Source organism: Pseudomonas sp. HMWF032 (assembly GCF_003060885.1).
In the GTDB taxonomy this organism is placed as follows: Bacteria; Pseudomonadota; Gammaproteobacteria; order Pseudomonadales; family Pseudomonadaceae; genus Aquipseudomonas.
In genome coordinates, this window is the sequence record NZ_QAIG01000005.1 from 1239090 (window position 1) to 1251222 (window position 12133).

General features: G+C 57.6%; 9 protein-coding genes and 1 pseudogene. 5 read left to right on the plus strand and 5 right to left on the minus strand.

Translation table 11 applies throughout. The features are described 5' to 3' along the window. Positions 1 to 331: 331 nt before the first annotated feature. Both DBR00_RS21435 and DBR00_RS21440 read right to left on the minus strand, forming a co-directional pair. Positions 332 to 1177 (minus strand): methyl-accepting chemotaxis protein, encoded by an 846-nt coding sequence (locus DBR00_RS21435; RefSeq protein ID WP_371920637.1) that lies wholly within the window; start codon positions 1175 to 1177, stop codon positions 332 to 334. 15 nt (positions 1178 to 1192) lie between these two features. After that, positions 1193 to 2299: pseudogene (locus DBR00_RS21440) on the minus strand (cache and HAMP domain-containing protein); the annotation flags it as partial. Between the two features lie 893 nt (positions 2300 to 3192). On the opposite strand from DBR00_RS21440, the gene DBR00_RS20535 reads away from it, so the two are divergent. Both DBR00_RS20535 and DBR00_RS08495 read left to right on the plus strand, forming a co-directional pair. Next, complete coding sequence (locus DBR00_RS20535) at positions 3193 to 3384, plus strand: hypothetical protein (protein WP_146180678.1); 192 nt, start codon at positions 3193 to 3195, stop codon at positions 3382 to 3384. A gap of 9 nt (positions 3385 to 3393) precedes the next feature. Then, complete coding sequence (locus DBR00_RS08495) at positions 3394 to 5091, plus strand: DUF262 domain-containing protein (RefSeq protein WP_108486037.1); 1698 nt, start codon at positions 3394 to 3396, stop codon at positions 5089 to 5091. A 103-nt stretch (positions 5092 to 5194) separates the two neighbouring features. Here DBR00_RS08495 and DBR00_RS08500 read toward each other — a convergent pair whose 3' ends face one another. The 3 genes from DBR00_RS08500 to DBR00_RS08510 form a co-directional block, all read right to left on the minus strand. Continuing rightward, positions 5195 to 5965, minus strand: coding sequence for a gamma-glutamyl-gamma-aminobutyrate hydrolase family protein (locus DBR00_RS08500; RefSeq protein WP_371920628.1), 771 nt, complete (start codon positions 5963 to 5965; stop codon positions 5195 to 5197). A gap of 507 nt (positions 5966 to 6472) precedes the next feature. After that, positions 6473 to 7969: a CoA-acylating methylmalonate-semialdehyde dehydrogenase gene (locus DBR00_RS08505; RefSeq protein ID WP_108486035.1), complete on the minus strand. Its 1497-nt coding sequence runs from the start codon at positions 7967 to 7969 to the stop codon at positions 6473 to 6475. A 166-nt stretch (positions 7970 to 8135) separates the two neighbouring features. Next, positions 8136 to 9482, minus strand: coding sequence for an aspartate aminotransferase family protein (locus DBR00_RS08510; RefSeq protein ID WP_108486034.1), 1347 nt, complete (start codon positions 9480 to 9482; stop codon positions 8136 to 8138). Positions 9483 to 9627: 145 nt separating this feature from the next. Here DBR00_RS08510 and DBR00_RS08515 point away from each other — a divergent pair, with 145 nt between their 5' ends. The 3 genes from DBR00_RS08515 to DBR00_RS08530 all read left to right on the plus strand — a co-directional run bounded on the left by DBR00_RS08515 (position 9628) and on the right by DBR00_RS08530 (position 12125). Next, positions 9628 to 10545, plus strand: a complete 918-nt coding sequence (locus tag DBR00_RS08515; RefSeq protein WP_108486033.1) for a LysR family transcriptional regulator — start codon at positions 9628 to 9630, stop codon at positions 10543 to 10545. 324 nt (positions 10546 to 10869) lie between these two features. After that, positions 10870 to 11541, plus strand: coding sequence for a TetR/AcrR family transcriptional regulator (locus DBR00_RS08525; RefSeq protein WP_108486032.1), 672 nt, complete (start codon positions 10870 to 10872; stop codon positions 11539 to 11541). Next, positions 11541 to 12125: a YigZ family protein gene (locus DBR00_RS08530; protein ID WP_108486031.1), complete on the plus strand. Its 585-nt coding sequence runs from the start codon at positions 11541 to 11543 to the stop codon at positions 12123 to 12125. Before DBR00_RS08525 ends, DBR00_RS08530 begins: the two co-directional genes overlap by 1 nt. The last annotated feature ends 8 nt before the right edge of the window (positions 12126 to 12133 follow it).

Sequence of the window (12133 nt, forward strand, 5' to 3'; positions counted from 1 at the left end):
CTGAGCCTGATTACACGCCTACCGCCTACCCGATCATCCGCCTTGCCGACGTCCCGCACCCCAGCACGCAACCCAACAGCACGCAGAGCACCCAGAAATTCCATTGACGCAGATATCGCTTCATCCGTAAGGCCCTCTCTGACCAGTGCAGTAAACAAGCCGGCGATCATAAGGGGCGGAATAGAACAACGTCATGCGCAACAGATGCGCCCTGTTAACTCGCCCAGCTATTGGCGATACAGTTTGCGCACAGCCATGGATATCGCCGATAGAAAAAGCCCCGCAACTGCGGGGCTTTTTCTTGGGGTTAGTCGGCTCAACGCAACCGGCCTTATTCCGTGCGGAAACGTACCACCAGCTGTTTCAGCTCACTGCTCAGGCCGCTTTGTTCCTGGGCGTAGCTCTCCACCTCGGCAGCTTGAGCGGATATCTGCGTTACCGCGTCGTTGATGGCGACGATGTTCTGGTTGATTTCCTCGGTCACCAGGTGCTGTTCCTCGGTCGCGGTGGCGATCTGCATGGTCATGTCGCGGATCATCTGCACCTTGCCTTCAATGCTCTCGAAGGCGGCCATCACCTCATCGGACAGCCCAATGGCCTTGCCCGACTCGACCAGGCTTTGATCCATGCTCACCGTCACTTCCTTGATGCGGTTGACCAGCAGGTTGAGGATATTGTTGATCTGCTCGGTGGAGTCCTGAGTGCGCTTGGCCAGATTGCGTACCTCATCGGCCACCACCGCAAACCCACGGCCCTGCTCGCCCGCGCGGGCGGCTTCGATGGCCGCGTTCAAGGCCAGCAAATTGGTCTGCTCGGCGATCTGCTGAATGGTCGAGAGAATGTTATTGATGTTGACCGTTTCCTTCTCCAGCTCCTGAATCACCTTGCTGGAGTTCTGGATGCTGGTGCCGAGCTTGTTGACCCCGGACGTGCTGCGCGCGATCACCTCTTTACCATTGCGCGTGGCGGCCAGACCCTGCTCCGACACCTCGGCGGTCTGCACGCAGGTCTTGGCCACCTCATTGGCCGCCGAGGACATCTCGGTCACCGCCGTGACGATCTGCTCCACCGAACTCAACTGGCGCTGCAGCGTGGCGGACATCGCCGTGGTGCGCTTGTTGGTGTCGCTGGAAACGCCATCCATGCTGATGGCGTTCTCCTTGATCACCTTGATCATGCCCTGGATCGACGCAATAAACTGATTGAACCACTTGGCCAGCTCGCCGGTTTCATCGCGGCTGAGCAGGTCCAGGCGGCGGGTCAGGTCACCCTCACCCTGGGCGATAGTGCGCAACCCATCCTTCACCAGATTGATCGGGTTGACGATCCGATTGGCGATCACCACCCCAGCCGCGCCAAATACCAGCACCAGCACCACGCAGACAATCAGGGTGATCCAGGTCAGCTCACGGGCGCTCGCGTAAATCTCGTCGGCCTGCTTGAAGCCAACAAACTTCCAGCCCAGCTCCGGCGAGGTATAAACGTTGGCCATATAAGCCACGCCATCAATCTCCACCTCGACCAGGCCGTTCTCGGTTTTGCCGATAACCGCAAAGTGCTCACCGGGCAGCTCGCTGACCTTCTTGAAGTTGTTGTCCGGCTGCAGGCCATCCACCAGCAAGGTGCCGCTGCCCTCCGCCAACATCAGAAAGCCGGTTTCGCCAAAGCGCACCTTCTGCGCCATATCGGTCAGCGCCTTGAGCGACACATCCACCGCCACCACCCCGGCAAACTGCCCGGCGTTATCCTTGAAGCCCTTGAGCACCGAAACATACACCGCGTCATCCGGCTCCCAGTAATAACCGTCGCGGCGGGCCAGGGTGAAGTTGGCGTCCTTGCCAATGGGGTACCACTCGCGCGTACGCGGGTCCCAATCACCGTAATCCCCGGTGCCCGGCCACTCCACATAACCGCCCTTGGTATCGCTCATGTACACGTAGCCGAAGGTGGGGTTGTTCTTACCGATGCTGGAGAAGTAATCGAAAATCTGCTTCTCCCGTCCACCATTGGCGGTAGCCACCTGACCCGGCTTGCGCGCCTCACCGAAGTAGGTGGTCAGCTCGCCGTTCTGGGCATCCTGCACCGCGGGGTATTCCGCCAGGGCAGAAACGGTGTAGCCCACCGAATCAAAGAAGGTGGCAAAGCTGTTGTTCACCAGCTTCATATCCAGGCTGCTGGCGACCAGAAAGTTCTCTTTAGCCTGCTGCGTGACATTGCGAATCGTCAGCAGCGCCACCACCAGCACCGGAATCAGGGTTGCCACCAGAAAGCTCAGCAACAGTTTGGATTTGATATTCATGGGACATCGCCTTCTAGCTGGCCAGTAATACGCTCTATCGGCGCTTGTAGAGGATAGTTAAGGCGTATGACAGCGCCAGCGCTGGCCTCACCACGACACAGCGGCAGCGCGAAAGCGACTGTTGCGGTAAATCGGTGGCTGGTTGATCGCAGGTATTCCGCCGCCGCAGCGGTGACGCGGATTAAGGGTTTCGCCCTTACGGCGAGTTACTTTCTCTTTGCTCGCGCGAAAGAGAAAGTAACCAAAGAGAAAGCGCGCCCGGCATCCGGGTTTCGCTGCGCTCAACTCCCCTCGCTCCGGTGCTGTTCCGAGGGTCGGCAAGACGGGCCATCCATGGCCCGACATGCCTCGTTTGGCCTCCATGCCAAACGCCCCTCTCCACAGCACCTCCACTCGGCCTCCTGACGGGATTCGGGGACCGCATTGCCTAGGCGATTTGTGGAAGGCAGAGCGAAAGGCAAAAGCAGAGCAACAGCAGAAGCATCGCGGGCAAGCCCGCTACACAGTTTGCTTTGCTTCTAAAACACCAATCTCACAGACGATGCCAAACGCCCCATCAGGAGGCCGAGTGGAATCGTTGCGTAAGGGGTTGAGCGGCATGGATGCCGCGAGAGCCGTGATGGGCCAGGGATGGCCCTTCGCGGCGGGCCCCTGGAGCAATGATGGAACGAGGGAAGTCGAGCGCAGCGAGACCCGGATGCAAGGGGCAAGACCTCTTGGTTACTTCTGGGGCGTCTGCCAGAAGTGACCCGCCGTAAGGGCGGAACCATTACTAGCAACAACGCATAAGCGGCGGATACACACCGGCCCAAGACCAAAAGCCAATACGCAAACTATGGCGCATTGCCACCCATTAGCAGTAAGGTCGAGCCAACGCTATTCAAGGAAGAAGCATGGCCGCCAAACCCAGCCCCGCTCGGCAGCAAAAACACCTCGCCGTATTAATAGACGCCGACAAAGAGAAAGTAACTCGCCGTAAGGGCGAAAAACGTTGTCACGGTGTATTAAACAGTCACGGAAAACATACGCCACGTCTTCTAGAACAAGTAAAACCAACAAACTTCGCAGACACCCAAATACTCTAGAGGTGCCAATTGAAAATTGAATCAACTGATAAAGACGTAAGATCAATACTACAATCCGGATACTATGGAATACCTAGATTTCAACGTCCTTATAGCTGGGAAAAAGAACATGTTCTCGACTTCTGGAATGACATCGTAGTCGAGAGTGATGATGACTACTTCATCGGTTCAATGGTGGTATACCGACAAGAAAAGGGATATTACGGTGTAGTGGATGGACAGCAACGACTGACGACCCTAACCATAATGCTATCCACATTACGTAACGTAATGAATGATTTGGAATTTAAAGACCTGGCACTTGGCGTTCACTCCTTAATTGAACGCAACAACATTGACAACATCCCAGAGTACGTACTAACAACAGAATCATCTTACCCATATATGCAGGAGCACATTCAAAAATTTGGACCTCCTGATTTAATAATAACCCCGCTTGAAGAAGAAAAAACCCTACAAAACGCACTAAAACTTACAGAAGAATTAATAAACAGCGAAATAAAAGTCATAAAAGAAACACCATCACCCGACCCTACTAGCGAAAGAATATACTCAAGACTTAAATCCATACGAGATCGCCTGTTAGATTTAAAAGTAATATTCATTGAACTAGACAATGAAGATGACGCGTATTTAATATTTGAAACACTAAACACACGAGGAAAAGATTTAAACTGCTCAGACCTAATCAAAAACCACTTATCAAAACTTTTAAAAGCACATAATTCAAATGTAGATGCAACCAAAGAGAAATGGTCCCACCTAAGAAAAGTAATTGAAGAGTCAAACGCCGACCTCGATATCGACTCATTTCTCCATCACTTCTGGCTATCGAAATTTGATTTCATAACGCAAAAGAAACTATTCAAAGAAATCAAAAAAACAGTTGGCAAAGATGAAGCAAAGTCTTTCCTTGAGCAGCTAATCCAAGACTCAGAAACTTATAGAGCCATACATGAACCAGAATTTAGAACTTGGAAAAAAGAAGAATCGAATATTGTGCTAGGAATTGAAGCCCTGAATCTATTCAGAGTAAAACTGCAAACTCCAACAGTACTATCTGTCCTCAGAGAATACTTTGCCGGCGACTTAAGTAAGGCATCTGCTGAGCGCATGATTTCCGCCATATCAAGATTCCATTTTATATTTACCACAATCACATCACAAAGATCTTCCGGCGGCGTATCTCAGATGTATGCCTCCTATGCCAAACGGCTGAGCAAAGCAGAAGACACTCAAGCCAAGAACCTAGTAATAAACGAATTAAAAGATAAGCTTCGTCAAAGAATACCAAGCTACGAAGAGTTCTCAGTTAATTTTTCTCAAGTTTTATACACAAAGAAACTTAGCAAACAAAAACGACTAGCCCAATATATACTTTCAACAATGCACAGGCATGAGCATGTAGGCTACCCAGTAGACTATGAGAACATGACAATTGAACACTTATACCCAGAAAACCCTAAAAGCATTAAAAAACTGGAAGACAAGATTGTAGGAAAGCTCGGAAACCTCATACTCATAGATCAAAGCCTTAACGAAAAACTCGCAAACAAAGACTTTTCATCAAAAAAAGAAATACTGCTATCTCATGGAGTAAAACTCGATGAATATATAATCAATGCGACAAAATGGGATGAGGAAAAAATCACCGAGCGCACAAACGCTCTTGCAGAAAAAGCATATAGCACTGTGTGGAACTTTTGATTGAACACCTATTACTGATGCAATAGCATTTCTAAACAAACATTTTCCATAAATAAAATGCCCGTCAATCGACGGGCATTTTATTCGATTACTAGCCCAGCGTTTAGGCCACCGCCGCCTCGCTACGACGCCCAAGCTTCTTCCCCTGATATTCCCTCGCCGCCTGATGAAACGCCTCCAACAGCGCGTTGTAATCCGCCTTCTCCCAATAGCGATACTCAGGATGCCACTGCACCCCAACAGCAAACGCCTTGGCCCCAATCACACTGACCGCCTCGATCTGCCCATCCTCGGCCACAGCTTCAACCTGCAAGCCCTCGCCGAGGCGATCGATGCCCTGACCGTGCAGCGAGTTGACCTTGATCTGCCGCTCGCCAAACAGCGAATGCAGCACGCCGCCCTCGGTCAGGGCCACGTTGTGGATCGGGCCGTAGGCCACGTCATCCGGTACGTCCTTCACCTCACGGTGATCAAGCCGCCCCTCAACCGCATGCACTTCACGGTGCAGGGTGCCGCCGAACAGCACGTTCATTTCCTGCATGCCCCGGCAGATGCCGAGGAAGGGAATGCCGCGGTCAATACAGGCGCGCAGCAGACGCAGAACGGTTGCATCGCGGGGCTTGTCGGCCAGGCCTAGGCCGGGGTGGTCGTCGCCGTAGAAACTGGGGTGCACGTTGGAGAGCGAGCCGCCGAACATGATGCCGCTGACGCTATCCAGCACCGTGTCCATGTCCAGATCATCGCCAAAAGCCGGGATCATCAGCGGGAAGGCACCGAAGCCGGTGACGGCGTGGATGTACTTCTCGCCGACCAGGTGAAACCAGCCAATATCACGGCTGGTCAGCTGCCAACGGCACAGGGGAAGGCCAATCATGGGTTTGCTCATTGCAAGGAGTCCTCTTCATTAGTCATTGAAGTGGGCTGCCCTTGGGAGAGCGGGCTTGCGGGCCAGGAAACCCTGAACCCGCTCACCCAAGGGGTGCCGTAACCTGCGGTCACTGCACCAACGCCGCGCCCGCGCGGCTGGTTTGTTGCGTAAAGCTATCGCTATGTATCCATTACGTGCTGCATGCAATCGGTAGGTTGAGTCGGGCGGCGTTCCGCTGAACGCCGCGAAGCCCAACAGGCATTACTATCGCTCGTTGGGCTTCGTCACTCCGCTCCTCAACCCAACCTACGTCTGTGCGAGGGTCGCAAAGCGCGCGGCTACGACTGCATGGATGCAGGAGGTAGGGCCGCACCCGCTCCCGGCGGGTCTGCGGCATTCACCACATCCCTGTGGATCGCGAAGCAGGATGCCAGAGCCGAAAGCCCCTCCTACAAGCCGTCATCCATATTAAAAAAAGGGGGCTGACCCTGCGATCAGCCCCCTGGGTATTACTTAACCATTACTCGGGAAAGCGAACTGCGCCGCCTCATGCGAGGCGCGCTGCGGCCAGCGCTGGGTGATGGCTTTTTTGCGGGTGTAGAAGCGCACACCGTCCGGGCCGTAGGCGTGCAGGTCGCCGAACAGCGAGCGCTTCCAGCCGCCGAAGCTGTGGTAGCTGACCGGTACGGGCAGCGGTACATTGACGCCGACCATGCCGACTTCGATTTCGTCGCAGAACAGGCGCGCGGCTTCACCGTCGCGGGTGAAGATGCAGGTGCCGTTGCCGTATTCGTGGTCGTTGATCAGTTGCATGGCCGCTTCCAGGCTGCCGACGCGGACGATGCACAGCACGGGGCCGAAGATTTCGTCGGTGTAGATGGACATCTGCGGGGTCACCTTGTCGAACAGGGTGCCGCCGACGAAGAAACCGTTTTCGTTGCCGGCAACCACCAAGTCTCGACCGTCGACCACCAGGCGTGCGCCCTGGGCCACGCCTGCATCGATGTAGCCTTTGACCTTGTCACGCGCTGCGCCGGTAACCAGCGGGCCCATGTCCAGGCCGCAGGAGGTGCCAGCGCCGATTTTCAGCGCCTTGATTTGCGGCACGATCTTCTCGACCAGCGCATCGGCGATCTGGTCGCCTACGCACACGGCCACGGAGATGGCCATGCAGCGCTCGCCGCAGGAACCGTAGGCCGCACCCATCAGTGCGCTGACGGCGTTGTCCAGATCGGCATCGGGCATCAGCACGGCGTGGTTCTTCGCGCCGCCCAGGGCCTGGACACGCTTACCGCGCTTGGTGCCTTCGCTGTAGATGTATTCGGCAATCGGCGTGGAGCCAACAAAGCTCAGGGCTTTGACGTCTGGCGCTTCGATCAGCGCATCCACCGCTTCCTTGTCGCCATGCACCACGTTGAGTACGCCTTTCGGCAGACCGGCCTCGATCAGCAGTTGGGCGATATACAGGGTGGAGCTTGGGTCACGCTCGGACGGCTTCAAGATAAAGCAGTTGCCGCAGACGATGGCCAGCGGGTACATCCACAGCGGCACCATGGCCGGGAAGTTGAACGGGGTGATGCCGGCCACGACGCCGATAGGCTGCATATCGCTCCAAGCGTCGATATTCGGGCCGACGTTGCGGCTGTACTCGCCCTTGAGGATTTCCGGGGCGGCGCAGGCGAATTCGACGTTCTCGATGCCGCGTTTGAGTTCACCGGCGGCGTCTTCCAGGGTTTTGCCATGCTCTTCGCTGATCAGCTTGGCGATGGTCGCTTCGTGCTGCTCCAGCAGCTGCTTGAAGCGGAACATCACCTGGGCGCGTTTGGCGGGCGGGGTGTTGCGCCAGGCCGGGAAGGCGCTCTTGGCCGAGTCGATGGCCAGTTGCAGGGTGGCGCGGTCGGCCAGGGCCACTTGCTTGGTCACGGCACCAGTGGACGGGTTGAACACGTCAGCGCTGCGGCCAGTGCCGGCGGTCAGTTCGCCGTGGATCAGGTGGTTAACGAGGGTCATGGCAATACCTTAATAACGGATCTTGTTTTTGCAGGCACCGAACGGCTGGCACCTGCAGGAAAAGTGGGCTGTTCCCGTAGGGTGGATGACGCTTCACCCATCCACCTTGAGGTTTGCCTGCGGCGGATGGAAAAAGCGCCATCCGCCCTACGGTGATCGGTGTTTGTTAATCCAGCGTGCTAAGAACTTCGCCCACGGCGTTGAACAAGGAGTCCAGCTGCTCGGGCTTGGTGTTGAAGGTTGGCCCGAACTGCAGGGTGTCGCCGCCGAAGCGTACGTAGAAACCGGCGTTCCACAGTTTGATACCGGCCTCGAACGGGCGGATCACCGGGTCGCCGTCACGCGGGGCGATCTGGATCGCGCCGGCCAGGCCGCAGTTGCGGATGTCGACGACGTTCTTGCTGCCTTTGAGGCTGTGCAGCTTCTCTTCAAAGATCGGTGCCAGGGCGGCGGACTGCTCGATCAGGTTGTCGCGTTTGAGCAGCTCCAGGGTTGCCAGGCCGGCGGCGCAGGCCACCGGGTGGCCCGAGTAGGTGTAGCCGTGGCCGAACTCGACCATGTGCTCGGGGATCGCCTGGTTCATAAAGGTGTTGTAGATCTCGCTGGAAGCGATCACTGCGCCCAGCGGAATAGCGCCGTTGGTCACTTGCTTGGCGGTGTTCATGATGTCCGGCACCACGCCGAAGAACTCGGCACCGGTCCACTTGCCCATACGGCCGTAGGCGGTGATCACTTCGTCGAAGATCAGCAGGATGTTGTGCTGGGTGCAGATCTCACGCAGGCGCTGCAGGTAGCCGACTGGCGGCACGATCACCCCGGCGGAGCCGGACATCGGCTCGACAATCACGGCGGCGATGTTCGAGGCGTCGTGCAGTTCGATCAGTTTCAGCAGTTCGTTGGCCAATTCCACGCCACCGGTGGCCGCCATGCCCTTGGTGAAGGCCAGGTGCGACTGCAGGGTGTGTGGCAGGTGGTCGGCGTCCATCATCTGGCCAAACATCTTGCGGTTGCCGCCGATGCCGCCCAGCGAGGTGCCGGCGATGTTCACACCGTGATAACCACGGGCGCGGCCAATAAATTTGGTTTTGCTCGGCTGGCCTTTCAAGCGCCAGTAGGCGCGGGCCATCTTCACCGAGGTGTCGGCGCACTCGGAACCGGAGTCGGTGTAGAACACGTGATCGAGGCCGGCCGGGGTCAGCTCGGTGATTTTCTCGGCCAGCTGATAGGACAGCGGGTGGCCGTATTGGAAGCCCGGCGCGTAATCCAGGGTGCCCAACTGCTTGGCCACGGCTTCCTGAATTTCTTTACGGTTGTGCCCGGCACCGCAGGTCCACAGACCGGACAGGCTGTCGAACACGCGACGGCCCTTGTCATCGATAAAGTAGTTACCGTCGGCACCGACAATCAGGCGTGGGTCACGCTTGAAGTTGCGGTTGGCGGAAAACGGCATCCAGTGCGCATCCAGCTTGAGCTGGCTGGCGAGGGATGGGACTTCGATCTGCGGCATGTTCATGGTGGCCTCGGTGTGGGCGATTGAAGCGGTGAAGTCGAATCTGTTGCCAGTAAAGGTGCCACGGGCTTAGAGTCAGGAAAACATGACTCTTCATATCTTTAGTTAAGCGACTGCTAAACAAAGACCTCACCATGAGCACCTCACCATGAGCACTCGCCGCCCCGACCCACTGGCCCAAGTCAGCGACTTTGATATCCGCCTGCTCAAGCTGTTTCGCAGCGTGGTGGAGTGCGGCGGTTTTTCTGCGGCGGAAAGCGCTTTGGGCATCGGCCGCTCGGCGATCAGCCAGCAGATGAGCGACTTGGAACAACGCCTCGGGCTGCGCCTGTGCCAACGCGGCCGCGCCGGCTTTGCCCTGACCGAAGAGGGCCGCGAGGTCTACCAGAGTACCCAGCAGTTGCTGGCGGCGCTGGAGAGCTTTCGCACCGAGGTCAACGGCCTGCACCAGCACCTGCGCGGCGAGCTGAATATCGGCCTGACCGACAACCTGGTGACGGTACCGCATATGCGCATCACCAATGCCTTGGCGCGGTTGAAGGAGCGCGGCCCGGATGTGCATATCCACATCCGCATGACGCCGCCGAGTGAGGTGGAGCAAGGCGTGCTCGACGGCCGCCTGCACATCGGCGTGGTGCCGCAGGTCACGGCGCTGTCCGGGTTGGATTACCAGGCGCTGTACGACGAGCGCTCGCTGCTCTACTGCGCGGTCGGCCACCCGCTGTTCTACGTCGATGATCAACAGTTGGAGGATGAACGGCTGAACGCTCAGGAAGCCATCGCGCCGACCTTCCGCCTACCGCCCGAAGTGCAGAGTCACTACCAGGCGCTCAATTGCACCGCCAGCGCCTCAGACCGCGAAGGCATGGCCTTTCTTATCCTCACCGGGCGCTATATCGGTTACCTGCCCGACCATTACGCCCAGGCCTGGGTGCAGCAGGGCCGCCTGCGCGTGCTGAAGCCGGCCAGCCGCTTCTATGACATCAGCCTGGCCTCAGTGACGCGCAAAGGCCGCCGTCCGCATCTGGTACTGGAGAGCTTTCTGGAGGCCCTGGCCGAAGGTTAACAGGCCGCTGCAAAACTACCTGCGTTGGCAATACGGCGTTAAAAACAGGCTCGGAATGCTCATTTACAGCTCGTAAACTCCGCTTCCTCGCCTGTTTTTGCCTTGTCTTGCCTGCCTCGCCTACGTTTTTCAACGGCCTGTTGATCCGCAGCGCATTGGATCACTGCACAACCGGCTGTTACGCGTCGTTTTCCGCACAAAGACAGTGCACAAGGCCCGGCAAATGGCGCTTAACCAGCTTTTTCTGCCCCTCGCGCTTGTCACCTCGGCGGCTCTGGGTTATCAGTGCAGTCGTCCGAAAACCTGACCACTGCGGAACCGCCCATGACTGTTGAAGTACTTGCGCACCGAGCCGATCCGACGACCAAACCTGCCGGCCGCATTCGGCAGAAAAACGAAGAAGCGATCATCAAGGCCGCCGAGGAAGAGTTCGCCCGCCACGGCTTCAAAGGCACCAGCATGAACACCATCGCGCAGAACGTTGGCCTGCCCAAGGCCAACCTGCATTACTACTTCAGCAACAAGCTGGGGCTGTATCAGGCGGTGCTGGTGAACATCCTTGAGCTGTGGGACAACACCTTCAACAACCTGACCGTGGACGACGACCCCGCCGAGGCGCTGGCCGCCTATATCCGCGCCAAGATGGAATTTTCCCGCCGCCACCCGAAAGCCTCGCGCATCTACGCCATGGAAGTGATCAGCGGTGGCGAGCACCTCTCGCAGATGCTCAATCAGGATTACCAGGCCTGGTTCCGCGGCCGCGCCGCAGTGTTCGAAGCCTGGAGCGCCGCCGGCAAGATGGACCCCGTGGACCCGGTGCACCTGATCTTCCTGCTGTGGGGCAGCACCCAACATTACGCCGACTTTGCTTCACAGATCTGCCGCGTCACCGGTCGCTCGCGCCTGGTGAAAGCCGATTACGAAGAAGCCGCCGACCAGCTGATTACCATCATCCTCAAAGGCTGTGGTCTGACCCCGCCCACCCAAGACGCCTGATGCCCTTCACCCTGCTCGAACCGTGCGAGTACCGCGAGGAAATTCGCAAAAGCCGCTTTATCGCCCTCGCCGCGCCGGTTACCAGCGCAGCCGAGGCGCAGGCGTTTATCGCCGCGCACAGCGACGCCAGCGCCAGCCATAACTGCTGGGCCTGGAAGGTGGGCCAGCAGTACCGCTTCAGCGATGACGGCGAGCCCGGCGGCACCGCAGGCCGGCCGATCCTCGCCGCCATCGACGCCCAGGAGATGGATCAGGTGGCGGTGCTGGTGATTCGCTTTTACGGCGGCATCCAACTCGGCACCGGCGGCCTCGCTCGCGCCTATGGCGGCAGTGCCAATAAGTGCCTGCAAAGCGCACCGCGCATCGAGTTAGTCGCCCGCGAGCAGTTCCGCTGCCACTGCCTGTTCGCCGAACTGCCGCTGCTCAAGGCGCGCCTGGCGGAACTCGACTGCCTGCTGGAACGCGAAACCTACGACGCCGCAGGGGCTGAACTGCACCTGGCACTCCCCGCGCCACGGGTCGCCGAGTTGCAGCGGCTACTGGCGGATATCAGCCGTGGGCGGAGTGAGCTGCGGCCGCTCTAAATCCTGGC